Source organism: Jejubacter calystegiae (assembly GCF_005671395.1).
GTDB lineage: Bacteria > Pseudomonadota > Gammaproteobacteria > Enterobacterales > Enterobacteriaceae > Jejubacter > Jejubacter calystegiae.
In genome coordinates this window covers 263,029-288,904 of record NZ_CP040428.1, presented here as the reverse complement: position 1 = coordinate 288,904, position 25,876 = coordinate 263,029, and the positions used below count along the sequence as shown (strand labels likewise).

Here is a 25,876-nt window from a genome sequence, read left to right as displayed (position 1 = left end):
GATTCACTCCTTTGCCGCCTTCCTGCAACTCGAATTATTTTGGGTATGGTCGAGAAGTGCCGCGACGGAAGTCGGGATTTGTTGCGGATGGTGGATGACTATCTGTTTGTGGCGACCGGTTTCGCCCTTTTCTATCACCACCTGGCTTTTAGCGACCCGAAACTGTTTTGCCAGATACTTGACCAGATGGGCATTGGCCTGGCCGTCTACAGGCGGGGCGGTGATGGCGACTTTCAGTTCGTCGCCATGCTCACCGATAATAGCATCGCGGCTGGATTTGGGCTGGACGTAGAGTCTTAACACCAGCCCATCCGCCGTTTGACTGACGGCACTCACAGCAAATACCACAGCCCCGGGAACAGATCCATGCCAAGGTAGTTCAGCAGATAGAGCACCAGAATCACCCCCATCCCGGAAAAGTCGATACCGCCCATAGCCGGCAGGATACGGCGAATCGGCGCCATCAGCGGCTCAGTGAGCTGCATCAGCACGAAATCGAACGGGCTACGCCCCTGACTGACCCAGCTCATAATGGCGCGGATCAGGATCATCCAGAACACCAGAGTACCGGCTGATTTAAGCAGCGACAGCAGCCCCACCAGCAGATTCATCGGATCCAGTGACAGGCTACCGGTCTGAATCAACAACAGAATAGGGTACTTCAGCGTGGTCAGCAGGAAGGCCAGCAGCAGCGAGGCGCTATCGATAGGGCCCATCGCCGGAATAATGCGGCGCAGCGGCCCGATAATCGGCTGGGTAACTTTGACAATGAACTGTGAAAAAGGGTTATAAAAATCGCAGCGCGACCACTGCATCCAGATGCGCAGCAGCAGTACCATGACATACAGGTCGATCAGCGTTTTGACAATGAAAGTCAACGTCAGCATGGTGTTCCTCTGTAATTATTGTGGCTGGCGCGAGGAATAGTCCCGCGCGCCGAAAATGGCGGTTCCAATGCGCACCATGGTGCTACCAGCCGCGATAGCCGCGTCCATGTCATCGGTCATGCCCAGCGATAGCGTATCCACGGTGGAATATCGCTCTTTTAGCCGCGTAAATGCTACAGCCATTTGGCTCGCCACGGCAAACTGGCGCTGCCAGTCACTTTCCGGCGCCGGAATCGCCATCAGCCCGCGCAGCGTCAGGCGCGGCAGTTGTGCGACCTGGGCTGCCAGGGCGTCCAGCTCTTCCAACGCAATACCGGATTTACTCTGTTCGTCACTGATGTTGACCTGAATCAGCACGTTCAGCGGCGCCATCTCTGCCGGACGCTGGTCGTTCAGTCGGGTTGCGATACGCAGGCGATCCACGGTGTGGCACCAGTCGAAGTGTTCGGCCACCAGGCGGCTTTTGTTGGACTGGAGCGGACCGATAAAGTGCCATATCAGATTGTTAGCACCGCACGCATTGAAATGGAGAATCTTCTCCACCCCTTCCTGAACGTAGTTCTCGCCAAAGGCTCGCTGACCGGCGGCGACGGCTTGTTCGATAGCGCTCGCAGGTTTGGTTTTGCTGACTGCAAGCAGCGTAACTTCTTCTGGAGACCGCCCGCAACGCTCGGCAGAGTCGGAGATTTTGCGCTGAACCTGTGCCAGGTTGTGGGCAATGTCGTTCATTGATGCCTGGGATGTCATAACATGGAAGAAATCGTGACCCAAATAGTGGCCCATAGTGTAAAGCATTACGTCTCGGATCTACACCTGTGCGCGCGTCAGCCTGCCCGCTGGCGACGCCAGGGGGGGCTGGAAGAGCTACCCGGCGGCGCGCCGGAGCCGGAAAGCCTGCTACAGATGTGGCTGAGCCCGGTTCAGCGGGCGCAGTTCGATAGCTGCGGACAGCTGGATTTTGCGGTAACGCTGAAGGACGGGCGGCGGCTGCGCGCCAGCGCTTTTCGCCAGTGCGATGGCGTGTCGCTGGCGTTGAGGCTACTGCCGGAGAATGCGCCGCAGCTGGCACAGCTTGACGTGCCGCCATCGATCCCGGCATTGCTGGAAAGCGACGGTGGGCTGCTGCTGGTGACCGGCGCTACCGGCAGTGGTAAGTCCACCACCCTGGCCGCTATGGTGGATCATATTAATAGCCACCATGCGCGCCATATTCTGACTCTGGAAGATCCCATCGAATTTATTCATCGCTCAAGACGTAGCCTGGTGCAGCAGCGAGAAATAGGGGAACACTGTCCGGACTTTAGCGCCGGTCTGCGAGCGGCGCTGCGCGAGGATCCCGATGTTATTCTGCTGGGGGAGCTGCGCGATGAGCAGAGCATTCGCCTGGCGCTGACCGCCGCCGAAACCGGCCACCTGGTACTTGCGACGTTACATACCCGTGGTGCGCCACAGGCCATCGAGCGGCTGCTGGATGGTTTCTCCGCCGCAGAGCAGGGGCGGGTTCGTTCGCAACTGGCCGGTAGCCTGCGGGCGGTGCTGGCCCAGAAGCTGGTTGCCGCCCGGGATGGCGGGCGAGTGGCGCTGTTTGAACTGATGATCAATATCCCCGCCGTCGCCAGCCTGATACGCGAAGGCAAGCTGCACCAGCTTCCCACGGTGCTGCATACCGGGAAGCAGTACGGTATGCAGACCTTTAACCAGAGCATGGCGCAGAGGAGGGAGCAGGGGGTGATTGCCGCTACGCTTCCATTCCCGCCGTAATATGCAACCCATACACCACCGGTAGCGCTCCAGCGCTGGCGAGTACCTCCAGAGTGATGCGGCTGACCTCAATGGGTTGCGCAAAGCGATGCTCGCACACGGAAAGGTGGTTTTCCGTGACTTCCAGCAGGGGTTCACCGTCCGCCAGCAGTCGGTAGTGGGTCACACAGTGGGGGGATACCACGCAGTGATGGCCCATCTGCACCGTTTCCATCGCGTTATCGAAGTCGTTATCGAACAGCAGCGTCATGGCATCGATCCGGCAGGGCTGGGGCCAGCGCCATTCGATGGTTGGGTGAAGATCCTGCGGATCCGGCACCCAGCCGTTGCTCTGCTGTTCCGGACGCAGTGCGCCGTTAACCAGGTTTTCCGGCGGATAGCAGCGCAGCGCTGGCGTAAAGGTCAGCGCAGGTAAGATCTGATGCGGGCGTCGGCGCGGCAGCCAGAAGTCGAACTCATCCACGCCGTAGTCGCCGTCTGCCACCTGGCGGGTATGCTTCGCCACCCGGGGATTCAGGCTGTTAAACACCGTCATCACGCCCGGAAGCTGTTGGTCGGTCAGGGCTATCTCGATCTGCGGTTCGTCTTCCAGGGCGATAAAAAGATACTGGTCGCGCTCGCTGCGGTACGGGAACACGAGGCTGTAGCGCTGTTCCGGTCCCGAGACCTCCAGCCACTGGCTTGCCACTTCGCAGTCCGGGGTGTAGTTACCGGTACGAACGCTTTCCATCAGCCGTACCCGCAGGCGCTGCGGCCGAGTGGCGCGTAACAGCAGGCCGATCTCCGGCAGGCTTTCTCCGGCGCGCAGCGGCAGCAGTAACGCCATACGTTCATTGAGCGGCTGCCATTCTCCGCTGGCGGCCAGTTGCCCGGGTTGATATTCGCTACTGACGCTCACGGCAGCCCCCAGGGCCGGGTCTTCCAGGCGCTGGCGGGGGATATAGCATCCGCTGTGCAGCAGACGCTGCTGGAGCAGGGGGATCTGCTGTGGCTGCGCCAGCTGGCGGGGAGTAAGCCGGTGCTGGTGGCATAGCGCTGCGGCGCGGCCCACCACTTCACCCAGTACGCCGCAGGTGCACATCACCCGGGCGCTGCCAAAGGCTACGTGGGTGGCGGAGATCAGGCGCCCGGTCAGCAGCAGATTGTCGATGGATTTACTGTACAGGCTGCGCCAGGGAATGGTGTAGGTGCCCTTGCTGTGGAACTGGCGGCAGCCGTCGTGGCTGCTGTATACGCCATCCGCCGGGTGCAGATCGATGGACCAGCCGCCGTAGGCCACGGCGTCATAATGGTCGCGCTGTTCGATAATGTCCTGCTGACACAGCAGGTAGTCCCCCATAAAGCGTCGGCTTTCGCGCTTGCCGGGAATGGTGCCCACCCATTCGATGGTCAGATCGTCGGCATCCGGGAACTCGCCGGAGTTCTTGATATGATCCCAGACGCCCCAGACTATCTTCCACAGCTCCCATTTGATTGTCTCGCTGTCGTGTACGGTGTCCAGCCTTCCTCCCCATTCCAGCCACCACAGATCGCAGCCGTTCAGGGTGGATGTCAGCCGCTTGTAGCGTGGAATGGCGGTAATGTCGTCCAGCGCAAAGCTGGGGGGAATGAAGCGAACCGGCTGGCCGGTGCGTTTGGTGTAGAAGTAGATCGAATGGCCAAGCTGGTGACCGAAGTGCTCACCGGGTGCCATCTTTTCGTCCAGCTCATCAAGCTCTTCCGCGCCGAGACGGTATTCGGCACCGGCCAGATAGCCCAGCACGCCGTCGCCGGTGGCATCGCAAAACTGCGAGGCGTGAATCTGGTAAAAGGTTTCGTTAATGGCGTTAAAGCCGCGTACCGAGGCGATCCGCCCATCCTGGCTGTCGACTTCGAACAGCGCGGTATTCAGTAACAGCGTCAGGCCTGACTGGCGCTGCGCCAGGTCCAGCAGCAGCAGGTCGAAAATGACCGGGTTGCCCTCTTTGTTACGCCAGACATTCTCTTCAAGGATCTCTCCCATAATGCCGCCTTCCCGGGCCCAGCGGTTGTTGTTGCCCATATGGGAACTGGCGCCGTTAGCCCACAGGCGTACTTCGCTGGAAGCGTTACCGCCCAGCACTGGCCTGTCCTGTACCAGGGTAACTTTCAGCCCGTCACGGGCGGCGGCCAGTGCGGCGCACAGTCCCGCCAGTCCGCCACCGGCAACCAGAAGATCGCAGTGGATTTCATTGTGGGGGAAATGGCGGCTGTCTGTCTGCGGGTAAATGTGCATGGCCGTTGATCCTGTTGTCTGATGAGTAGTAAGCATTATGTATCTTTTATAGAAACAATTTACGACCAGGATAAAAATAAATCAATCCTCAGGGTCTGCAAAAAGGTGATTATTTTTATTGTTTAAAATCATGCAATTATTTTTTATTACGATTTTCGTCACAGTTAAGTTAATTCATGGTTGGTTATTTTTTGGCTTGAGTGTATCTGTTATAGACACAAATAAGGGGGGGGGTAACCATGGCAAACATTGTGATAACCGGCGCCGCCGGGAGAATAGGATCCTGCATTGCTGCGCAGTTGCTGGCGCGCGGCGACCAGGTTACTGGTGTGGATCTGCAACCGGCGCGCCTGACACAGCCCGGATACCGGCATATCGAATGCCGTTTTGACTGCCCGGCCAGGGTGCAGGAAATTATCGCCGGGGCCGATGTTGTGGTGCATACCGGGGCGCTGATGTCGTGGCATCCGAAAGATAACGATGCCATGTTCCATGCCAATGTTACTGCCACCCGCCTACTGCTGGAGGCTGCAAAAAATCAGCGGATAGCGCGTTTTGTGTTTGCCAGCAGCGGCGAGGTTTATCCGGAAGTTCGCGCTCACAGCCTGCCGGTAACCGAAGATCACCCGCGTAATCCCATCTCTTTTTACGGCCTGACCAAACTCCTGGGTGAAGAGCTGGTGCAGTTCTGGCAGCGTCAGGGGCTGGAAACCGTCATCCTGCGTTTTCCGCATACCCAGGCGGTGACCGAAATTCTGGACGAAAGCAGCTTCTTTTCCGGCCCGCGCTTCTTTCTGCGCGGCAAAATTCGCCAGCAGCGAGACTTCGGCAATAGCGCGCTGGCCGACCGTCTTGAGCGGGAACAGGGGGCGGATGGGCTGGACAAGATGATTATCCAGCACGGCGAAGCGGACGGCCTGCCCTACATGATGCATATCGCCGACGTTCGCGATACCGCGGCGGGCGTGATACTGGCGCTGGACCATCCGGCGGCTGCGAATCAGATCTTTAATCTGGGGCCGGATGATGTGGTGGAGTTTGACAAGGCCGTGCCGGAAATGGCGCGAATCATGGAGTTACCGGTGGTCAATGTCGCCATGCCGGGGCCAGCGGTGCGCTTTATCACCAGCAACCAGAAAATGAAGGCGCTGCTGGGCTACCAGCCTCGCTATGGCTTCCTGACTATGCTGGAAGAGGCCGCGCGTCTGCGCCGGGAAGCCGGGCAGGGTTAATGTGAAGCCTCTCTTTTGACAGGCAGTAAAATCCGGGAGAAAACGATGGAAAAGATTCTGAGTAAACCCGCAGCGGCGCCGGAAGCCAGCGCGGCGACCGCACCGTCGGGAAGGCAGGTCGGGGCGCCGGAGCTGCGCCGGGTTTTACTGGCCACCGGCATCGGCCACTTTGTTGAATGGTTTGACTTCGGTCTGTATGGCACCCTGGCTTTTATTATCGGCCAGCAATTTTTTCACGCAGGCGATCCGCAGTCCGGGCTGCTAATGGCCTTCGCGGTATTCGGGGCTGGATTTATTATGCGTCCGCTGGGCGGGCTCTGGTTTGGTTCGCTGGGGGACAGGATCGGGCGCAAGCGGGTGCTCTCCACCGTGATCCTGCTGACTTCGGTCTCTACCTTTGTGATTGGCGTACTGCCCACCTGGCACCAGGCGGGCACGCTCGCGACAGTATTGCTGGTACTGGCCCGTCTGACTCAGGGCTTTGCCGCCGGCGGCGAGAGCGCGGGGGCCACCACTTTCCTGGCGGAATATGCGCCGGACCGGCGGCGCGGCTTCTTTACCTGTTGGGTGGACAACTTCGGCTTTATGGCCTTTGTGGCCGGTAGCGGTCTGGTGCTGCTGATGACCGCCACCCTGGGGGATGAAGCCATGCACAACTGGGGCTGGCGCATTCCTTTCCTGATTGCCGGGCCGTTGGGGCTGGTGGGGCTGTGGCTACGAACCAACCTTGAGGATACGCCGGTCTTTAAAGCGATTGAACAGTCCGGCGAGGTCGAGAAAAATCCTCTGCGCACCGCATTGCGCAGCGAGTGGCGGGCGCTGTTGTTCTGCGTTGGCTTTGTCGCCATTAAGGCGGTGGGGCACTGGGTGTTGCAGGCCTTTATGCCCAGCTATCTGATTCAGAACCTGAACTATTCGAAGATAGCTTCGTACTCCATTACCACCACCGGCCTGCTGGCGATTGCCATTCTGGTGCCGGTGATGGGACTGCTTTCGGACAAATATGGCCGTAAGCCGCTGATGCTGGCGGGCTGCGGCGGCTTTATTTTGCTGACCTGGCCTGCGCTGGTCTGGATGAGTCAGGGGGATGTGGCCTCGGCGCTGATGGCGATGCTGGTACTGGGAGTGTGCATTGCCGCCTTCGACGGCGCCTGTAGCGCGGCTATGGCGGAACTGTTTCCGACCCGTATTCGCTATGGCGGCATGTCGGTGGCCTATAACCTGACCGTTGCCTTCTTTGGCGGTATCACGCCCTGGTTCTCGAGCTGGCTCATTCAGAGTACCGGCAGTAATGTCGCTCCCGCTTTCTACGTCATGGGAGCTGCGCTGATCACCTTTGTGACGATACTCAAGGCGCGGGAAACGGCGGGCACGCCGCTGCGCCATCGCTAAGCCTTCGGCGGGCGGTTGCACTGCCGCCTGCCGGAGTTTGCTTTTGCTGGCACCGGCGATAGAATCGTTTTTTTCTCGACCGGGCCTGTTATGTCATCTCAACCCAACCAGAGTCTGATTGACGGTATTCGCTGTCTGCAATACCTGGTCTCCTGCGGCCGGGCCGTCGGCTGTCGTGAGCTGGCCCGACTGATGGGGCTCAATCCCACCCGCGTCAACCGGCTGTTAATGACCATGGCCGCCATCGGCCTGACCCAGCAGGATGAGCAGCGCCGCTATCTGCCGGGGCCGGGAATTCACGCGCTGGCGGCTCAGGCGATTCGCGGCTCCGCGCTCTTTTCCCATGCGCTGCCCCTGCTGGAACGCCACGCGCCCGCCGACGTGGTGGTGGCGCTGGGGGTACTGTGGGAAGATCAGGTGATCTACCTTTACCATTCGGAGCCCGGCGCCCGGGTTAGTCAGGCGCTGGCCGGTTTTGAAATGCTGCCTGCATGGCGTTCGGTCATCGGCATGAGTTTGCTGGCAACGGAGAGCGACGACAGGCTGCGCGAGCGTCTGACGCCGGAGCAGTATGCCCAGGTACAGCCTGCCATCGCCCGGCAGCGCGAGCAGGGGTATGTGGTGTGGCATCACGACGACGGCGAGGTCTCTATGGCCCAGCCTCTGGGGGCTCACAGCGCCGCGCTGGCGCTGGCCGGTATGTGGCATATTTCTGATGATGAAGTCGCCAGCCGACTGGCGCAGCTTAAGCAACTGGTAGGTTGTCTGGTGAACCCGCTTTAAACTTAATACGGAAATCATGATGAATCACATTATCCGCGCCACGCCCCAACTGTTTCCGGCCCTTGTCGATGTGTGGGAAGCTTCGGTCAGAGCCACGCACCATTTTTTGCCGGAAGGTGAAATCGAAACCCTGCGCCCGCTGGTGCGTGACTGTTATATGCCTGCGCTTCAGGTATTTGCTTATCTTAATGAACAGAATATCCCGCTGGGATTTATGGGGGCTGGCGACGATCGACTGGAGATGCTGTTTGTCGCGCCCGAAGCCCGGGGGCAGGGGATTGGAAAAACGCTGCTGTGTTACGGCGTGGAAGTATGCGGCGTTCAGGAACTGGACGTTAATGAACAGAACCCGCAGGCCTGCGACTTTTACCGCCATATGGGGTTTGAAGTGGTGGGCCGCTCAGAGCGGGATGGCGAAGGTCGCCCTTTTCCGTTACTGCATATGCGGCTGGTCGCCGCATAAGCTTTTGAGACAGGTTGACATGGTAAGGATGCTCACCGGGTGTTTACGGGGAGCCACTCAAATATCATACCGGCAGTTGCGATCAGCTTAACATTAGCGCTGTAAACGTCATGTTCGGTAGCCACTGCTGCGATTTGGTTATTATATCGATCATTCTCGGCGGTTAGCACATCCAGTAATGTTCTTTTTCCCAGATGTAACCATTGCTCGTAGTAAATTTTGCTCACGGCACCCGTTTCTCTACTGAGCTTTTTATATTCACGCGTTTGAGTCTGCGCCGAGTCCCGACTCTGAATCAGGTTATTTATTTGATATTCCATATCCATTCGCGTCTGCGCAGATTGTGACTTACTGGCAACGGCCCGTGCTGAAGCCGCCTGAATCATTGCTTTTTCTGAACCGCCGGAAAAGACATTCCACTGAATATTCAGTCCGGTATACCATTGCTCATCATTGCCATAACTGTCTTTGGCCGTATTTTTAGATATCACCCAGTTAATTTGTGGCAGGCTGCTTGCTTTAATCGCAGCGCTTTGATGCTCTGCGGCGTTCGCTTCAGCCTTAGCCCTTAATAATTCCGGGTGCTCAGTCAGGCGGCTTATAACCAATGATGATGAAATGAAATCCATTCTCCAGTCGATATTTTCAGGCAGAGTTACCGTTGTGCCTGTTAACCTGGACAGTTTAATTTCAGATTGCCTTAATTGCTCCGTGACTCTTTGCATGGTGGCTTCAGCAGCCAGAAGTCTGGCTCTGGCCTGCACCAATTCACTATATCTCCCGGCATCAATCTGGGTAATTTTAACCAGCATATTAACAAGTTCGCGCATACGCTCTACATATTGTTGCGTAATGTTCTGGCTCTGTTTGTAACGGCTAAGATCAATAAGTTCAAGAACCGTATTATAAGCTATCTGCTGTTTCGTATAATCATACTGATACATAGAGGCATTGGCTGATTGTGTAGCGCTTTGAATGCTCTCGTGATTTTTCCCCCAATCAAAAATGGTTGTGCTGACATTGATTGCCAGATTACTGTCGTTCAGGTGTCGTTGTCCGGTGTGATTGCCGCCGCCAAAGGAGGCAACAGGCGCCGTCGTTCCTAATTGTACCTGTGGCCAACGCTGTCCTTTTACCTGTTCGATATCATAATGTGCTGCATCTTTGTCGGCGCTCGCTGTTGTGATTTCCGGGCTATGAGATAAGGATTTTTTAATGGCCTCCTCTAAATAAGCACGAGTTGTATGATGTAGCGTATTATCCTGATACCTGAATCCATTTTTTCCAGCTGATGCAGTACAGTTCAGAGTTACCGCCAGTAAAACTGCGGTGATTAATTTGATTTTCATACTGTTATCTTTCCCGGAATGCTTCGCGTGCTTTTAATACAGGTTTGAGAAGGTAGGATAGAATCGTTTTCTCTCCGATTTTTATCTCTACATTCGCTGTCATTCCCGGAATGATAGGGAATTCTTTACCTTTGACTTTCAGATTAGAACCATAAGTTCTGATATATACCCGATAATATGTGGAATCCTCGCGGCCCGAGCGTGCTTTAGCTTCATCAATTATCGTGTCGGGACTAATGCTTTCGACAATTCCATCCAGTCCTCCATAAATAGAGAAGTCATAGGCTGATATTTTTACCGTTGCCGGGAGACCGGGACGTAAAAATGCCACCTCAGATGGTTTGATCTTGGTTTCCAACAGTAGATTATCTTCAGATGGAATCAGTGACATAAGCTGTTTACCACGTGAAATAACACCATCGATCGTCGTAGCATTAATACTATTAATTGTCCCTCTAACCGGTGCCGTAATCAGGGATTGTTTAATGACATCTTTACGCCCAATCAGGCGTGCTTCGGCCTGAGCTAACTCAGATTCGAGACGGGTTAACTCACTATTGGCATCTGAATGATACTTGTTGATGCGGTCGGCAATCTGTAAGCGAAAATCATTGGCCTGACGACGCAGGCGAAGGATCTCCATATCAGAAATCAGGCCCTGTTTCGCCAGAGGATCGGAAAGGCTTACTTCCTTTTCTGCCAGACGAAGATTATGTGACAGGGCATTAATGCTCTCATTTAGCAGCTTACGTCGCGTATGCCAGGCTTTAGTTTCATCCTGGACTATGGTGTGGAAGTTTTTTATTTCTGCCGGAAATTCCAGCGGCAGATCGTAGGCTTCTGCGCGAGCCCGGGAAATTGCCCCTTTTAAACCGTACACCTTTGAGAGTTCTTCCTGATAGCTGGCTTCTGCCCGGGTAGTGTCCAGTTTGATCAGCGGCTGACCTTTATCGACCAGATCGCCTTCTTTTACAAAGAGCTTTTCTAGTGTGCCATCTTCAAAACTTTCAATGACCTGTTCATGGCTGGCGGGAATAACTTTGGCATCACCTTTTGTTATCTCCTCAACGATAGCAAAATGTGCCCAACACAGAATGGTGATAACGATGACCAGCATCAGCCACAGGACCAGGGAACTTTTGGGCGTTTTTTGCATAATAATTGCACTATGTAAATCGTCCAGAAATTGCATATCTGTCGCTTGCAGTCTGGTCTGCGGCGTTATTTTATTATGCATTTACTGCCTCCCTGGGCTGTTTATTTACGGCGGCAAGAGGATGCTGTAGGTGATTCAATCTCGCCAGAATGAGAGCTTTGGGGCCATCGGCAATAATTTTTCCTTGATCCAATACAATAATGCGATCGACGATACTCAGAACTGCCGTTCTATGTGTCACAATAATCAGCGTTTTATTCTGCGTAATGTCTTTAAGTTGCTTAATAAAGCGAGCTTCTGATGCTGCATCCATTGAGCTGGTTGGCTCATCCATCAATAAAATTTCAGGGTTCAGTAGTAAACATCTGGCCAGTGAGATTTGTTGCTGTTGGCCGCCTGAAAGACCCTGGCCCATTTCCCCTATCGGCATGTCATACCCTGCCGGATGGCGCTGGGCAATCACATCAATCCCGGTCATTTGCGTCACCTTCAGAAAATGTTCAGTGCTGACGGCAGGATTTCCTATGGTTATATTTTGTCGAAGGGTACCCTGAAATAAACGACTTTCCTGGCAGACATATCCGCATACGGAACGCCAGTCAGCCGGATCAATCTGGTTTACATCCAGTCCATCCATGGTCATCTGTCCTTCGGTTGGTATATAAAGGCGAGCCAGAATCTTTAACAGCGTGGATTTTCCGCTGCCAATATTTCCCAGAATGGCGACCCGCTCGCCAGGACGGAATTGTAGGTCCAGCGGATGTAATATCCGCGGTGGATCCTGAGGACCGGTTTTAGGGTAATGAAAGCTGACTTTTCTCATTTGAAGGTCGCCCTTTAGCGGCGGTACCGGTAAAAACTGCGCCTGCTTATCCCGCTCGCTGGGTAGTTTCATCAGCTGATTTAATGACTGTAGTGCGGTTTTAGCCTGTTGAAAGCGAATAGCCAGGCCCACAACAGCGGCCAATGGTGATAGTAAACGACCAGAGAGAATCACCATGCCAACCAGTGCGCCCATTGTCATATCACCCGCATGAATGAGATAAACGCCCCATACCACGGTCAGGACGGTACATATCTGCTGGACATAGCTAACAAAGTTACTGGTCAGGTTGGAAAGATAACGCGTTTTCATTGAGGAGGCGGCCGCCAGAGCGCTGAAATCGTCCCAGCGTTTTTGCATCACCCCTTCGCCTTTTGAAGCCTTAAGCGTCTCCAGTCCGACGATAGTCTCGATAACCAGTCCCTGCTTCTGTGAAATCTCGCTGATGTTTTCTTTCATACAGCGCGACAGGGGCCACTGGATGGCGATGCCTGCGATAATAATGACCGGAATTGCCAGCAGAGGAATAATGGCCAACTGACCGCCAATCATGAACATAACGCCGAGAAAAAGCAGGCAAAAAGGCAGGTCGGACAGGGTGGCCAGCGTTGCTGATGAGATGAAATCCCTTACCGACTCAAATTCGCGTAACTGATTAGCGAAAGAACCCGCGGAACCTGGTTTGCATTCCATACGGATTGATAGTGTCTTACGAAATAGCCTGGAGCCAACCAACAGATCGGCCTTTTTTCCGGCGACATCGACAAGATAGGTTCTGATCTGTCGGGAAGTAAATTCAAAACTAATGGCGATCAATACACCAATGGCTAATGACCAGAGCGTAGAATAAGCTGCAGTAGGTACGACCCGATCATAGACATTCATAGTAAAGAACGTCGTCGACAGTGTCAGTACGTTGGCCAGCACGGCGGCCAGCGCCGCGCTATAAAAATATTGACGATAACGCCAGAGATTAGCAAAAAGCCAGTGGCCCGATTTGTCAACATTCGGCAGAATATCATCTTCGGACCGGGCGCTTTGATATAATTTTACTTTTGAAAGTAATAAAAACCCGGCGTACTGTTTAACCAGTTCATCTGCTGAGATATGTACCAGTTCCTCTGTGGCAGGATTCAGTAGTGTATATTTATCGGTGTTCTCTCTTTGCAATAGAATAGAGTACTGACCTGATTTGTTTGCAATAATAACAGGAAAAAGATTATCCGACAGCGTTAACACCTGCCTTTCTACCCATCCCGCATGAATACCAACCTGCTCAAGCATTCTTACAGCAATTTCTGGTGTGAGTTTATTACCTTTAGGTAAGCCTGCATATAATACATCCTGGCTTGAGGTTTTGCCATGTCGGTTGGCTAACCAGATGACAGAACATAATAGAGTATCTTTCCCTGTATCATTGGAAGATACAAGGTTGTTGATTTCTTTCATAATAAATCCATTCAATCTATGATGTCATTAATTTCGCTATACTTACCAACAGGATGAATTCTGTCAGTATTGAAATGCAAAAAAGTATCAATTTCCTTAATTAAATAAAAACTTCTTTCTTCATGTATGAGATAGCTTGCCAGAACTGGCTTTATTATTTGGCCATGAATATGGGAGAGATGTTAAAGTAAAAGCGGTTGTGATATCTATAATCGAGTTCATATTCAGTTGTGATAAAAGCTTATAATTTAATTTTGCTTTATTTTCAATATGTTGCGTGTGTTCTTGCCGATTTCGTTTCTTGCGGTGGGTGATGCATCAGGTTTTTATCATTCATATATCAATTTGGTAGCATATGCCTTTGTTTGTTTTTTTATTAGGATTTTATTCACCACTTTGCAGTGGGTATTTTATTGGGGGAGATACGTGCTATATGTTCCTGTATTGTGTAGTGCGTGACGCATATCTCTTGTAACCAGGCGGCGAAATAACACAGTCCAGGGCGTAATTATGACGGTAACATCACTCACAGGAAATAAATTGACCAGTTTGAAATATATTTCTGATAGTAAAAATAACACTATAGTTAAAATCGAACCGTTAACCCGGTTGATAATTCATGCTCCTGAGAAGGGTGATATCATTCTAAAAAGTGGAGAGGATGCTGAGGTAATAAAAAACCTGCGGTTTGTTCGCCATGGCGCAGCTTTGGAGATTTTTTCTGAAGATATTGACCATCCGGTGGCCATTATTGAAGATTATTTTTTAAAAGAGCCTCCTTCTAATATTTATGCCATGGATGACCAGGGGGATCGTTATAGCTATATTTCTTCCGGTGATTCCTCACTTGCAGCGAGTTTAACGGATGGCGAATCCTCTACAGTTCTGTTATCCGATGAACCAGTCGCTGCTGCGTCAATAGAGAGTGAAGGCTCAACCGATAATTCTGTTAAAGAGAATGACAGTCATGATCATGACGGGCTGTTGGGGGGGATTTTAGGGACCAGCGGGTTGGCTGCTCTTGGCGGTTTAGCGGCCATTGCCGGCGGGGTTGGTATTGCAGCGGCACAAAGTCACCATAATGGCGGTCACAGTGATGCTGGCAATAATAGTTATTCGCAGGGGAAAGACGGTGTCGATAATAACGGGGATACTGCATCACCGGGTACACCGACTATTATCGTCTCTGCTGAATCTGGTGATATTACACCGGCGCTGAGCGGTACCGCGGAAGCGGGAAGCACCGTGACGATCCGGGACGGCGACAGTGTGCTGGGCACTACCACAGCAGATTCTGAGGGGCACTGGCAGTTTACGGTTCCCGGTGATAAGGCGCTGGCGGACGGCAGCCATACCCTGACGGCGACGGCCACCGATGCGGCCGGAAACACCAGCGGCAGGAGCCAGGGTGTGGCGATTGGCGTGGACAGTGTTGCGCCGGAAGCGCCGGCCCTCACTGGCCCCGCGCTGACAGGTAACGAAACCCCGACGCTGAACGGAACGGCGGAAGCGGGAAGCACCGTGACGATCCGGGACGGCGACAGCGTGCTGGGCACCACCACGGCAGACGCCGACGGTCACTGGAACTTTACGGTGCCGGACGATAAAGTCCTGGCGGACGGCAGCCATACCCTGACGGCGACGGCCACCGATGCGGCCGGAAACACCAGCGCTACGAGTGGGGCTGTGGCCATCGGCGTGGACAGCATTGCGCCGGAGGCCCCGACTATTACCGGTCCGGCAGCGACTCACGATAAAACCCCGGCACTGAGCGGTACCGCAGAGGCGGGAAGCAGCGTGACAATCCGGGACGGCGACAACGTGCTGGGCACCACCACGGCAGACGCCGGCGGTCACTGGCAGTTTACGGTACCGGACGACAAGTCGCTGGCGGACGGCAGCCATACCCTGACGGCGACGGCCACCGATGCGGCCGGAAACACCAGCGCTACGAGTGGGGCTGTGGCCATCGGCGTGGACAGCATTGCGCCGGAGGCCCCGACTATTACCGGTCCGGCAGCGACTCACGATAAAACCCCGGCACTGAGCGGTACCGCAGAGGCGGGAAGCACCGTGACAATCCGGGACGGCGACAACGTGCTGGGCACCACCACGGCAGACGCCGGCGGTCACTGGCAGTTTACGGTGCCGGACGATAAAGCCCTGGCGGACGGCAGCCATACCCTGACGGCGACGGCCACCGATGCGACAGGAAACACCAGCGCTACGAGTGGGGCTGTGGCCATCGGCGTGGACAGCGCTGCGCCGGAAGCGCCGACCATTCTCACCCATCCTCTAATCACCGGTGACACCACTCCCACGCTGAGCGGTACCGCAGAAGCGGGAAGCACCGTGACGATCCGGGACGGCGACAGTGTACTGGGCACCACCACGGCAGACGCCGACGGTCACTGGCAGTTTACGGTGCCGGACGACAAGGCGCTGGCGGACGGCGACTATACCCTGACGGCGACGGCCACCGATGCGGCCGGGAACACCAGTAGTACGAGCGACGGTGTGTACGTCGGTGTGAATAGCGTCATGCCGGAAACGCCGACCCTCACCGGTCCGGCAGCGACTCACGATAAAACCCCGGCACTGAGCGGTACCGCAGAAGCGGGAAGCACCGTGACGATCCGGGACGGCGATAACGTACTGGGCACCACCACGGCAGACGCCGACGGTCACTGGCAGTTTACGGTGCCGGACGATAAAGCCCTGGCGGACGGCAGCCATACCCTGACGGCGACGGCCACCGATGCGGCAGGAAACACCAGCGCTACGAGTGGGGCTGTGGCGATTGGCGTGGACAGCATTGCACCGGAAGCGCCGACCATTACCGGTCCGGCAGCGACTCACGATAAAACCCCGGCACTGAGCGGTACCGCAGAAGCGGGATGCACCGTGACGATCCGGGACGGTGACAGCGTGCTGGGCACCACCACGGCAGACGCTGACGGTCACTGGAACTTTACGGTGCCGGACGATAAAGCCCTGGCGGACGGCAGCCATACCCTGACGGCGACGGCCACCGATGCGGCAGGAAACACCAGCGCTACGAGTGGAGCTGTGGCCATCGGCGTGGACAGCGCTGCACCGGAAGCGCCGACCCTCACCGGTCCGGCAGCGACTCACGATAAAACCCCGGCACTGAGCGGTACCGCAGAGGCGGGAAGCACCGTGACAATCCGGGACGGCGACAACGTACTGGGCACCACCACGGCAGACGCCGACGGTCACTGGCAGTTTACGGTGCCGGACGATAAAGCCCTGGCGGACGGCAGTCATACCCTGACGGCGACGGCCACCGATGCGGCAGGAAACACCAGCGGTAAGAGCCAGGGTGTGGCGATTGGCGTGGACAGTGTTGCGCCGGAAGCGCCGACCCTCACTGGCCCCGCGCTGACAGGTAACGAAACCCCGACGCTGAACGGTACCGCAGAAGCGGGAAGCACCGTGACGATCCGGGACGGCGATAACGTACTGGGCACCACCACGGCAGACGCCGACGGTCACTGGAACTTTACGGTGCCGGACGATCAAGCCCTGGCGGACGGTGAGCATACCCTGACGGCGACGGCCACCGATGCGGCCGGAAATATCAGTGCTGGAAGTAATAGCGCGACGGTCACCATTAATCCTGAGGCCCCTTTATATGGATATGATGAGGGAAATGTAAACGGTAAGGGCGCTGGTGCTGTTCACTTTGGTACCGTCGTGGAGAATGTCGGTGACTTTAGCGGTTCTGGTGGTGACGATATTGCGATTAGCGCCCCCTTTGACTCTTACGGCGTCAGCAACGATAGCGGCATTGTTTATGTTATTCGCGGTGGTTATAGCGAAATGATGTCGCAGTATGGCAATATCAAAGCGTTGCTTGATGAGCATCCGGAAGCCGGTGTCCGAATTTATAATTCAGGTACGGGGGCGAGTAATGGCCAGGTGGGGGGCGTTGAAAGCGATCGCATGGCTCACACTATCACCAAAGCCGACCTGAATGGTGATGGAAAGCCGGAGCTTATTATTGGTTCCCATATTAATGATAAAGTTTATGTTATTTGGGGAGGCGACGATATTTCAGGAAATATCGACCTTAATGATATAGATAAAGGTCTGCATCCCGAGCTGGGTTTCGTTATCAATTCTGGTGACAATGGCTGGTTTGGTTATAACGTTTCTGCCTATGATTATAATGGCGATGGTATCGACGATCTTCTGATTGGCGATATCAGCGGTGCTACCGATGAACGAGGTGGTGTCTTTGTTCTGTATGGCAATAAAGATAAGCCAAATAGCGACTGGGGGAATATCAAACTTACCGCCACGGCAGAAGGTCCCGGTGGAACCTGGGTACCCGATGAGAAATCAGGACTTGCGGAAGGAGAGTACGGGTATATTCACCATGAAGACGCCGCTGCGGGAGATATGAATTATAACTTTGGCACTAATTCTATTAACCTCGGTGACGTTAACGGTGATGGTTTTGATGATCTGCTCATTCTTGATAGCTATGCCAACGTTAATGGGCAGCTAAATGGGGCCGCCTATCTTCTGTATGGTAGCGAAAACGGGTTTAACGATTCTATATCGGTAAGCGATCTGTCGCCTGAACAGATAGTCAAAATCAGTAATATCAGTACTGGCGCGCAGCTGGGTAATCCAAGCCCTGATGCCATCCTCGAAGGTGGTGGTACCACCTGGGAGTGGCAACCGAGTGATAAAGTGACTGCCGCGTTAGGCGATTTTTACCACAACGGTGATGCCGCTTATGATTTCGCCATTGCTTCGCCTCTGGATAGCGGCGTCGGAAAAGTTTGGATCATTAAGGGTGGTGCTACCATTGGCAATAATGGGGCATTGACCGTTGGCACTACAGCGCAGTCTCATATGGCCAGTGATAGTGGTTTTGGTATTACGGGTTTAAAAGCAGAGAACGCCACGGATAAAATCCATAATGGTGCTCAAAGTTTTGGCAGTCGTATTTTGGGAGGACATGATATCGATGGGGATGGTATTCCCGATCTGATTATTAGCGATCCTTTAGCGACGAATAGCGAAGGTCAAAGTGTTGGTGCTGTATATGTCGTTTATGGTGGCCATATAGATGATATCAATAAACTTCTTGATTCAAACAATGAAGTTCGTATTGATCAATTGCTGGAAAATAACCTGGCAGAGGTTCACTGGGGGAGCGTCGTCAACGGTCGATTCGGATCCGATTTTGACGTTGCAGATATCAATGGAGATGGTCGCCCTGATATTATCGTCGGGGCGAATGGTGCTGACGGAATTCCGGGCGGGGAAAATAATCCCGACGTTAATTGCGGTTCGGTCTCTGTGATTTATAACAAGCATCCCTTCCCGAATGCCGTTCCTTCTGCCTGGGCTTTTAACGATGAAGGCGATAATCATCATCCTTATGTGCTTGATGGCGATCATCAGACGATCGATCTGGCGAGTCTGACCTCTGTACTGAAGGAGGGGCACGCCCTGGATATGTCTGACGGCAATAGCACGCTGACAGTAAATAGCCAGCAGCTCAACACACTGGCCAACGACGAAAATGGTGGGCAAGCCACACTCACCGTTACCGGAGAAAACGGTAACGTCGAGTTAACCGGCGGCGCTGAAAACTGGCACGATAATGGTACCGTCACCATCGATGGCACCGTTTATCAGACCTATCAGAGCAGTGGGCAATCGGAGGTGCAGATCGAAGATCGCATTCACGTAACCATCCTGTAATGCTTTAATCAGCCATAAAGGTAAAGGGCACGGCGTAATAATACGCTGTGCCCTTATTTTTTTATGCAGGTATGGGACTCATTCTGAGTCTGGTCGCCGCATAACGCTTTTCAGTCCTGCCGTTCGAACCAGCTTTCCAGAATCACTACTGCCGAGGCGGAATCGACGCTGCCTTTATCCAGCGCCCGGTAACCGCCGTGACTGAACAGGTCCGCACGGGCCTCTACGGTGGTGAGCCGCTCGTCGTGGAGCGTTACCGGAACGCCGAAGCGGCCATGAAGCCGGTTGGCGAATTTGCGCGCCCGGGCGGTCAGCGGTTGTTCGCTGCCGTCCATATTAAGCGGCAGGCCGACAATCACCTCGTCGGGCTGCCACTCCTTAAGCAGGCGCTCCAGCGCCGCCCAGTCGGGAATGCCGTCCCGGGCCTTTAGCGCCCCCAGCGGGCGGGCGGTGCCGGTAATGCTTTGCCCTACGGCCACGCCGATGCTTTTGGTGCCGAAGTCGAAAGCCAGCAGGGTTCCTGAAGCCATCAGGCGTGTCCCGCAACGCCTGGCATGGTGAAGATATCCACGCCGATCAGCTTTGCCGCATCGCGCCAGCGATCGGCGATGGGGGTCTGGAATAACAGGGCGGGATCCGCCGGGGCCGTCAGCCAGGCGTTATCCAGAATCTCGCTTTCCAGTTGTCCTTTTTCCCAGGAGGAGTAGCCCAGCGCAACCAGCGACTGCTTCGGCTGCTTCGGGGTGCCCAGAGTTTCCAGCACGTCACGGGAAGTGGTGATAACCGTTGCGTCGCTAATCAGAATGCTGGAGGTGAACATATCTGGCGGGCTGTGCAGAATAAAGCCGCGATCCTCCGCCAGCGGGCCACCAAGGAACACAGGGCGGTCAAGACGAATGGCCGGATCGCGCGGTTCCGGCACGATCTCCAGCTTTTCCAGAACTTCCCCAACGTTCAGGTTTTCCAGCGGTTTATTGATAATAATGCCCATCGCCCCATCGTCGTTATGCTCGCAGATATAAACCACGGCACGTTTGAACATGGGATCCTGCAGACCAGGCATGGCAATAAGAAAGTGGTGCTGTAAATTCATTGTCAGTCGTTTATATCCGGTTAGAACGGAGTCGATGTCCCGTCGTTATCAAAAAGCGCCATGGCCGGTATGACACACAGGGCGCGCCAGCAGCGCGCCCTACAGCATCTTATTTTGCCAGACGCTTTTCAATGGCGTCCATTAACATTCCGGTAATGGAAACAGGGAATTCGGCTTCGATTTCGCGCACGCAGGTCGGGCTGGTGACGTTAATTTCAGTCAGGCGATCGCCAATGATATCCAGGCCCACGAAAATTAGCCCCTTTGCTTTTAGTTCTGGCGCCACGCGGCGGGCAATGGCCCAGTCGCTTTCGGTGAGCGGGCGCGGTTCGCCGCGGCCACCAGCGGCCAGATTGCCGCGGGTTTCGCCGCCCTGGGGAATACGGGCCAGGCAGTAAGGCACCGGCTCGCCATCCACCACCAGCACGCGCTTATCGCCATCTTTAATTGCGGGCAGGTAGTTCTGTGCCATGCAGTAACGGCTGCCGTGTTCGGTCAGGGTTTCCACAATCACCGGCAGGTTAGGATCGCCCTCTTTAACCCGGAAGATGGAAGCGCCTCCCATGCCGTCCAGAGGCTTAAGGATGATATCGCCATGTTTTTGCCAGAAAGCTTTAATCTGTGCCAGGCTGCGGGTCACCAGGGTATCTGGCGTCAGGTCGGCGAACCAGGCGGTGTAGAGCTTTTCGTTGCAGTCGCGCAGGCTCTGGGGCTTGTTGACGATGAGCGTACCCTGCTCTTCTGCGCGCTCCAGGGCGTAGGTGGCATAGATAAATTCGGTGTCGAACGGCGGATCCTTACGCATCAGGATCACGTCGAGTTCGCCCAGTCCAATCTCCTGCTCGTCCCCAAACTGATACCAGGCCTCATAGTTTTGCTCTACGCTCAGCTTACGGGTACGGGCGCGGGCTTCGCCATTGATCAGAAAGAGATCGTTCATCTCCATATAGTGCAGCTCATAGCCGCGGCGCTGGGCTTCCAGCAGCATAGCGAAGCTGGTGTCTTTCTTAATATTGATGGTTGCGATGGGGTCCATCACGATGCCGAGCTTGATCATTATTTTCTCCTTAGCCCAGGTCGCCGAACCGGACCTGAAGTGCGGTTATGGCAGTCAGTGCTGTAGTCTCTGTACGCAAAACGCGTGGGCCCAGCAGAATGTCGGTAAAGCCGTGGCGCGCGGTCATGGCTATCTCATCCGCTGATAGCCCTCCCTCCGGGCCAATTAGCAACCGCAGACGCTGTACGGGCAGAGGAAGGGTATTGATACTGTGGCTGGCGCGCGGGTGAAGGTTAAGTCTCAGACCCTCTTCCGGCTCTACGCACCAGGCTTCAAGCGTCATGGCGGGCCGGATCTCCGGTAGCCGGTTACGGCCGCACTGTTCACAGGCGGCGATAGCGATCTTACGCCACTGCTGAAGTTTTTTCCCGAGTCTCTCTTCATCGAGTTTAACCCCGCAGCGCTCCGAAAACAGGGGGGTAATGGTATTTACTCCCAGTTCGATGGATTTCTGTATGGTGAATTCCATCTTTTCGCCCCGGGACATCACCTGACCCAGATGCAAATTCAGGGGCGATTCGCGATCGTCAGTCGTGGCGTCAATCACCTGAACGCTTACCCGCTTTTTGCCTGCTTCGGTGATAGTGGCGTTAAAAACCTGGTTGCTGCCGTCGAACAACTGCAGCGCCTGGCCCGCTCCCATGCGCAGTACCCGGCCCACGTGGCCAGCGGCATCGTCGCTGAGGGCAATTTCTGTGTCGATCTGAAGAGGCTCAGGATGATAAATGCGGGGTATACGCATAGGGTTTCCAGTCCGGTTTGGCAGGTGCGCGCAAAGGTGCCGCGCAGTTTAACAATTGGCTGCTAGTGTAGGTTAGCCATTTTGCCGCTGGCAAGCTTTCAGCACCCAGGGGTTATGATTGCCCTGAATTCTGGCGATACGCGCATCGCGCTCGCACTCCCATGTTGTCACGGGGTAAAGCCTGTCCCAGGCTTCGAAAAGCCGGGTCTGCTGGCGCGACAGGCGCATATGATAAGTATCGCGCATATAGAAGTAAGTTCGGGCGATAGCGCCCCGAGCCTGCTGCGGTGGTTCAGCGCGTTTACCTTTAAAATCCACTTTCATGGCGCACTGGCCGTACTGGCCTTCGCCGCCATTCCACTGACTGTACTGGAAATTATTGCGATCGCCGTTCACTTCCCCGATGGCGGGCTGCAGGTTATGCAGATCGGTTTCTATCTTGCGGTACACCGGGTCTTTATTGCAGTTCTTACGTCCGCCATTCTGCCAGCACTGGCGCTGATGGCCGAACTCCCAGGCGGGCATGACGTGTTCCCACTCAATGCGTGAGGCGCGGTTTTGATTCTTACGTACCTGGTAGCCGCAGGAGGCCAGATCCGGCTCGCCTTTTTTGCCTTTCCAGGTGATTTTACACCCGCAATAGAAGGTGCCGGGGGCGTCAGCATTCAGTTTTACGCTGGCGGCTTTCGCCTTAGTGAAACTGGTAATAGCCGCCTGGCTGGCGCCGCTCCACAGGGCGGTGCCGAGCGCGACAGCGGCGGCCGCGAAAGCGATATTGCGATACATCTTCAACTCCGTGTCAAAACGAGCACGGATCCTGAAACAGACATCGCTTTGTTGCAATCAGTAAGATCGGTAAATTTCCAGAAAATCAGTCCGCTGAGGGCGCAGGACGTAAGAGCTGGCCGCAGTGTACGCAGCGGTATTCGGCTTCGCCGCGCAGCACCCGGTTATGGCGGCGTACGGTAAGCTGGTGCGGCTGGCAGCCGCAGTGATAAGGAAAGGTCTTACGCGGCAGAGACTGCGTCGAAAAAGCGTGAGTGCGGCGGGCCGGTACCTCCAGCACCTGCTCCATCATCCACTTCCACTCTTTGCCGTGAGGGGCCACCCGGCCAAAGCGTTTCCACACCAGCAGATGCGCCAGTTCGTGGGGCACCACTTCATCAATAAACGCCTGCTGGTTTTCCATCAGCAATACAGGGTTCAGGCGGATCTCATACTGCTCCAGCCAGGCCGTTCCGGCCGAGGTGCCGCGCTGGTTCCAGAGCACCCTGGGTTCCGGATAGTCGCGACCCAGACGCTGGTTAGCCAGATGTAATTTTTCCCGCAGGCACCGCATAACGGCCTGTTGTAGAGCGATGGGGAGGCGAGGGGTTTTCATGGGGCCAGAGCATAGTGGGGCTGGGCGGTGGGTGCAAGTGAATGGTCCATCACATCATCATATTCTGCTGATTTAGGTCTTCAAAATCGTCACGCTAACCCTTAAAAAAACGCGGCGGGAATCACTCCCCGCCGCGTCCTTTCCTGCTGAAAGCGCAATTATTCGCTGGCGCCGATCTCACGCAGCGGGCGGCCTTTCATCAGGTTACGCTCGATATGCTCCAGAGAGATATGCTTGGTTTCAGGCACCAGCGCCAGGGTCAGGATAATAAAGAACAGGTTCAGACCCGCGTAGACCCAGAAGGTGTTGGCGTTGCCCAGGCTGTTGAGCATGGTCAGGAAGGTGGCCCCGACGATCATATTGGCGATCCAGTTGGTGGCGGTGGAGCAGGTAATACCGAAATCGCGCCCCTTCAGCGGCTGGATCTCCGAGCACAGCACCCAGATCAGCGGACCGGCACTCATGGCGAAGCCGACGATAAACATCAGTAGCATCGCAACCGCAAAGTACTGGGCAGACGGTGAGGCGATACCCACATTCATCATGGTACCCAGGGTTCCCATACCGATAGCCATCACCAGGAAGCCCAGAATCAGGGTCGGTTTACGGCCCCAGCGATCCACCAGACCGATGGCGATAAAGGTGGCCAGCACGTTGGTCAGGCCGACAATCACGGTGCCCCACATCTGTTCGGTCGTGTTGCTGTAGCCCGCCAGCTCAAAAATCTTCGGCGCGTAATACATAATGACGTTCATCCCGGTGAACTGCTGCATCACCTGGAGCAGTACGCCCAGAAACACTGCGCGGCGGAAATTACGATTCTCTTTAAACAGCGCCCAGCCGCTCTGTTTCACCTTAAGACTCTCACGGATCTCATCCAGCTCGCGTCTGGCCTCTTCGCCGGTATCACGCAGGCGGGTCAGCACCCGCTCGGCGTCGTGAAAGCGGCGCTTCGCGGCAAACCAGCGCGGGCTATCCGGCAGAAAGAAGACACCTATCAGCAATAGCGCCGCCGGAATGGTGATGACGCCCAGCATCCAGCGCCATTCGCCGGAATAGCTAAAGGCGGTATCGGAAAGATAGGCGCCCAGAATACCGATAGTGATCATCAACTGGTACATGGAAATCATACTGCCGCGAATACGCTCCGGCGCGATTTCGGACAGATAGAGCGGCGCGGTATAGGATGCGACGCCCACCGCCAGCCCCAGCAGAACGCGGGAGACGGTCAGCACCTCTACGTTTGGCGCCAGCGCTGAAGCCAGAGAGCCGATAACAAACAGCACGGCGCCGATCATCAGACTATATTTGCGCCCAAGGCGGAAAGAGAGCCAGCCGCTGCCCACGGCGCCGACTGCCGCGCCAAACATCATTGAACTGACCACCCACTCCTGCTGGTGTGCAGTTATCTGGAACTCCTGAGAGATAAACGGCAGGGCGCCGGCGATAACGCCGATATCAAGCCCGAACAGCAAACCTGCCAGTGCGGCAAGGAAGCAAACAAAGAATGTCATGACTTTGTTTGAGTGCCGCTGTTTTTTATTGTCAGGCATAGCGCCCTCCGGTTGGATTAATCAGGTAACGGGTTAAGGGTAGGTAATGGGAAGGTGAAAATATGTGATTTCAATCACGAAGGTGTAATCGGTTACATAAATGTCAATAAATGTCAGTATGTAATTATTCTTTATTTTCATAAGGTTGATTTAAGTTTTTTCCCTAAGGAAAGAAATATTTCGGATGATGCTGAAGGGGAATGTAATCTTTGACATCTGTTTTTTCTGGCCGATAGAGGTCAGGATGGGAGTCAGTAACAGGATTGGGTGTAATCGATTACAATTTAAAGGTCAGTAAGATTTGTTATTGGCCAGGCTCTGCTTATCCGCAGCAATCCTGTGCTACAGAGAGGGCAAAGTTAAAATTGCCCGACAAAAATTTGAAAATCTTTGCGTTAAATATCGTCAGTAATTAACCCAAAAATGTCCATCCCATATCAGGCGCTATCCCTTTATGGAATAAGGATTTTAGGACGAGCCTTGTCTTTAAATTTCGTCAGTTTTCTGAAGTAATCGCATTATTTGCACTTTGTTTTAACCATTATTTAACGTTGCGCCGTATCGTAAGTGGGAAATTTCTGTTAATTTGCAGAATATTCCTGGTGGGGCGCGCAGCCTGTAAGGCTTGCCGTCTGGAAATTAGAATTCCACTGGTGTTTTAAATGGAGTTTCTTATTCCAACATTCGTTTGGCTATTTTTTTTGTTAGCAAATCTTAGCCTTTATTGCGATCTGATGAGTTAACGCTGCCTGGCGC

At 54.7% G+C, this 25,876-nt stretch carries 20 protein-coding genes; 6 read left to right on the top strand and 14 right to left on the bottom strand.

All coding sequences use genetic code 11. The features are described from left to right. Positions 1–3: 3 nt before the first annotated feature. Genes yggU through FEM41_RS01130 form a run of 3 tightly spaced genes read right to left on the bottom strand, consistent with a single transcriptional unit; the run spans position 4 to position 1,616 of the window. A complete protein-coding gene (gene yggU, locus FEM41_RS01140) occupies positions 4–336 on the bottom strand; it encodes a DUF167 family protein YggU (protein ID WP_138093592.1) in 333 nt (110 codons plus the stop codon). Then, positions 333–887, bottom strand: a complete 555-nt coding sequence (locus FEM41_RS01135; protein ID WP_138093589.1) for a YggT family protein — start codon at positions 885–887, stop codon at positions 333–335. Before FEM41_RS01135 ends, yggU begins: the two co-directional genes overlap by 4 nt. A gap of 15 nt (positions 888–902) precedes the next feature. Continuing rightward, entirely contained in the window at positions 903–1,616 is a 714-nt protein-coding gene (locus FEM41_RS01130) for a YggS family pyridoxal phosphate-dependent enzyme (RefSeq protein ID WP_138093586.1), read from the bottom strand. 21 nt (positions 1,617–1,637) lie between these two features. Here FEM41_RS01130 and FEM41_RS01125 point away from each other — a divergent pair, with 21 nt between their 5' ends. Further along, a complete protein-coding gene (locus FEM41_RS01125) occupies positions 1,638–2,648 on the top strand; it encodes a type IV pilus twitching motility protein PilT (protein ID WP_138093583.1) in 1,011 nt (336 codons plus the stop codon). Here the strand turns inward: FEM41_RS01125 and FEM41_RS01120 are convergent. Next, positions 2,626–4,902, bottom strand: coding sequence for an FAD-dependent oxidoreductase (locus tag FEM41_RS01120; protein WP_138093580.1), 2,277 nt, complete (start codon positions 4,900–4,902; stop codon positions 2,626–2,628). The two genes, FEM41_RS01125 and FEM41_RS01120, sit on opposite strands and share 23 nt — an antisense overlap. A 239-nt stretch (positions 4,903–5,141) precedes the next feature. On the opposite strand from FEM41_RS01120, the gene FEM41_RS01115 reads away from it, so the two are divergent. The 4 genes from FEM41_RS01115 to FEM41_RS01100 all read left to right on the top strand — a co-directional run bounded on the left by FEM41_RS01115 (position 5,142) and on the right by FEM41_RS01100 (position 8,772). Continuing rightward, positions 5,142–6,134, top strand: coding sequence for an NAD-dependent epimerase/dehydratase family protein (locus FEM41_RS01115; protein ID WP_138093577.1), 993 nt, complete (start codon positions 5,142–5,144; stop codon positions 6,132–6,134). A gap of 45 nt (positions 6,135–6,179) precedes the next feature. After that, positions 6,180–7,526: an MFS transporter gene (locus tag FEM41_RS01110; protein ID WP_138093574.1), complete on the top strand. Its 1,347-nt coding sequence runs from the start codon at positions 6,180–6,182 to the stop codon at positions 7,524–7,526. A gap of 90 nt (positions 7,527–7,616) precedes the next feature. Next, positions 7,617–8,309, top strand: coding sequence for an IclR family transcriptional regulator (locus tag FEM41_RS01105; RefSeq protein ID WP_138093571.1), 693 nt, complete (start codon positions 7,617–7,619; stop codon positions 8,307–8,309). Between the two features lie 19 nt (positions 8,310–8,328). Then, positions 8,329–8,772, top strand: coding sequence for a GNAT family N-acetyltransferase (locus FEM41_RS01100; RefSeq protein ID WP_138099073.1), 444 nt, complete (start codon positions 8,329–8,331; stop codon positions 8,770–8,772). A 32-nt stretch (positions 8,773–8,804) separates the two neighbouring features. Here the strand turns inward: FEM41_RS01100 and FEM41_RS01095 are convergent, their stop codons facing one another. From FEM41_RS01095 to FEM41_RS01085, 3 genes are read right to left on the bottom strand one after another with little or no spacing between them, the layout of a single operon-like run. After that, the gene (locus tag FEM41_RS01095) at positions 8,805–10,121 is read right to left on the bottom strand and encodes a TolC family protein (RefSeq protein ID WP_138093568.1); all 1,317 of its coding nucleotides are present in this window, start codon (positions 10,119–10,121) and stop codon (positions 8,805–8,807) included. Between the two features lie 4 nt (positions 10,122–10,125). Then, positions 10,126–11,358, bottom strand: coding sequence for a beta-barrel domain-containing protein (locus tag FEM41_RS01090; protein ID WP_138093565.1), 1,233 nt, complete (start codon positions 11,356–11,358; stop codon positions 10,126–10,128). Continuing rightward, positions 11,351–13,549 (bottom strand): type I secretion system permease/ATPase, encoded by a 2,199-nt coding sequence (locus FEM41_RS01085; RefSeq protein WP_138093562.1) that lies wholly within the window; start codon positions 13,547–13,549, stop codon positions 11,351–11,353. The genes FEM41_RS01090 and FEM41_RS01085 overlap by 8 nt, the downstream gene beginning before the upstream one ends. A gap of 1,011 nt (positions 13,550–14,560) precedes the next feature. Between FEM41_RS01085 and FEM41_RS01080 the strand changes: the two genes are divergently transcribed. Further along, on the top strand, positions 14,561–19,294 hold the full coding sequence (locus FEM41_RS01080; protein WP_168198748.1) for an Ig-like domain-containing protein: 4,734 nt from the start codon (positions 14,561–14,563) through the stop codon (positions 19,292–19,294). Positions 19,295–19,404: 110 nt separating this feature from the next. On the opposite strand, the gene ruvX is transcribed toward FEM41_RS01080, so the two are convergent. From ruvX to FEM41_RS01045, 7 genes are all read right to left on the bottom strand, one after another. Then, positions 19,405–19,824, bottom strand: coding sequence for a Holliday junction resolvase RuvX (gene ruvX, locus FEM41_RS01075; protein WP_138093556.1), 420 nt, complete (start codon positions 19,822–19,824; stop codon positions 19,405–19,407). Continuing rightward, positions 19,824–20,387 carry a YqgE/AlgH family protein gene (locus FEM41_RS01070; protein WP_138093553.1) on the bottom strand — a complete coding sequence of 188 codons (564 nt, stop codon included), beginning with the start codon at positions 20,385–20,387 and terminating at the stop codon, positions 19,824–19,826. Before FEM41_RS01070 ends, ruvX begins: the two co-directional genes overlap by 1 nt. 109 nt (positions 20,388–20,496) lie before the next feature. Next, a complete protein-coding gene (gene gshB, locus FEM41_RS01065; protein ID WP_138093550.1) occupies positions 20,497–21,444 on the bottom strand; it encodes a glutathione synthase in 948 nt (315 codons plus the stop codon). A 10-nt stretch (positions 21,445–21,454) separates the two neighbouring features. Beyond that, positions 21,455–22,186 carry a 16S rRNA (uracil(1498)-N(3))-methyltransferase gene (rsmE, locus tag FEM41_RS01060; RefSeq protein ID WP_138093547.1) on the bottom strand — a complete coding sequence of 244 codons (732 nt, stop codon included), beginning with the start codon at positions 22,184–22,186 and terminating at the stop codon, positions 21,455–21,457. Positions 22,187–22,258: 72 nt separating this feature from the next. Further along, positions 22,259–22,972, bottom strand: coding sequence for a deoxyribonuclease I (endA, locus tag FEM41_RS01055; RefSeq protein WP_138093544.1), 714 nt, complete (start codon positions 22,970–22,972; stop codon positions 22,259–22,261). An 85-nt stretch (positions 22,973–23,057) separates the two neighbouring features. Beyond that, the gene (locus FEM41_RS01050) at positions 23,058–23,567 is read right to left on the bottom strand and encodes a SprT family zinc-dependent metalloprotease (protein WP_138093541.1); all 510 of its coding nucleotides are present in this window, start codon (positions 23,565–23,567) and stop codon (positions 23,058–23,060) included. A gap of 158 nt (positions 23,568–23,725) precedes the next feature. After that, positions 23,726–25,120: a sugar porter family MFS transporter gene (locus FEM41_RS01045; RefSeq protein ID WP_138093537.1), complete on the bottom strand. Its 1,395-nt coding sequence runs from the start codon at positions 25,118–25,120 to the stop codon at positions 23,726–23,728. Positions 25,121–25,876 lie beyond the last annotated feature (756 nt).

What these genes read in the sequence shown, in the direction of transcription:
- FEM41_RS01135 (WP_138093589.1), bottom strand. Translation starts at nt 887, where the DNA reads ATGCTGACGTTGACTTTCATTGTCAAAACGCTGATCGACCTGTATGTC.
- FEM41_RS01130 (WP_138093586.1), bottom strand. Translation starts at nt 1,616, where the DNA reads ATGAACGACATTGCCCACAACCTGGCACAGGTTCAGCGCAAAATCTCC.
- FEM41_RS01125 (WP_138093583.1), top strand. Translation starts at nt 1,638, where the DNA reads ATGGAAGAAATCGTGACCCAAATAGTGGCCCATAGTGTAAAGCATTAC.
- FEM41_RS01120 (WP_138093580.1), bottom strand. Translation starts at nt 4,902, where the DNA reads ATGCACATTTACCCGCAGACAGACAGCCGCCATTTCCCCCACAATGAA.
- FEM41_RS01115 (WP_138093577.1), top strand. Translation starts at nt 5,142, where the DNA reads ATGGCAAACATTGTGATAACCGGCGCCGCCGGGAGAATAGGATCCTGC.
- FEM41_RS01110 (WP_138093574.1), top strand. Translation starts at nt 6,180, where the DNA reads ATGGAAAAGATTCTGAGTAAACCCGCAGCGGCGCCGGAAGCCAGCGCG.
- FEM41_RS01105 (WP_138093571.1), top strand. Translation starts at nt 7,617, where the DNA reads ATGTCATCTCAACCCAACCAGAGTCTGATTGACGGTATTCGCTGTCTG.
- FEM41_RS01100 (WP_138099073.1), top strand. Translation starts at nt 8,329, where the DNA reads ATGAATCACATTATCCGCGCCACGCCCCAACTGTTTCCGGCCCTTGTC.
- FEM41_RS01095 (WP_138093568.1), bottom strand. Translation starts at nt 10,121, where the DNA reads ATGAAAATCAAATTAATCACCGCAGTTTTACTGGCGGTAACTCTGAAC.
- FEM41_RS01090 (WP_138093565.1), bottom strand. Translation starts at nt 11,358, where the DNA reads ATGCATAATAAAATAACGCCGCAGACCAGACTGCAAGCGACAGATATG.
- FEM41_RS01085 (WP_138093562.1), bottom strand. Translation starts at nt 13,549, where the DNA reads ATGAAAGAAATCAACAACCTTGTATCTTCCAATGATACAGGGAAAGAT.
- ruvX (WP_138093556.1), bottom strand. Translation starts at nt 19,824, where the DNA reads ATGGCTTCAGGAACCCTGCTGGCTTTCGACTTCGGCACCAAAAGCATC.
- FEM41_RS01070 (WP_138093553.1), bottom strand. Translation starts at nt 20,387, where the DNA reads ATGAATTTACAGCACCACTTTCTTATTGCCATGCCTGGTCTGCAGGAT.
- gshB (WP_138093550.1), bottom strand. Translation starts at nt 21,444, where the DNA reads ATGATCAAGCTCGGCATCGTGATGGACCCCATCGCAACCATCAATATT.
- rsmE (WP_138093547.1), bottom strand. Translation starts at nt 22,186, where the DNA reads ATGCGTATACCCCGCATTTATCATCCTGAGCCTCTTCAGATCGACACA.
- endA (WP_138093544.1), bottom strand. Translation starts at nt 22,972, where the DNA reads ATGTATCGCAATATCGCTTTCGCGGCCGCCGCTGTCGCGCTCGGCACC.
- FEM41_RS01050 (WP_138093541.1), bottom strand. Translation starts at nt 23,567, where the DNA reads ATGAAAACCCCTCGCCTCCCCATCGCTCTACAACAGGCCGTTATGCGG.
- FEM41_RS01045 (WP_138093537.1), bottom strand. Translation starts at nt 25,120, where the DNA reads ATGCCTGACAATAAAAAACAGCGGCACTCAAACAAAGTCATGACATTC.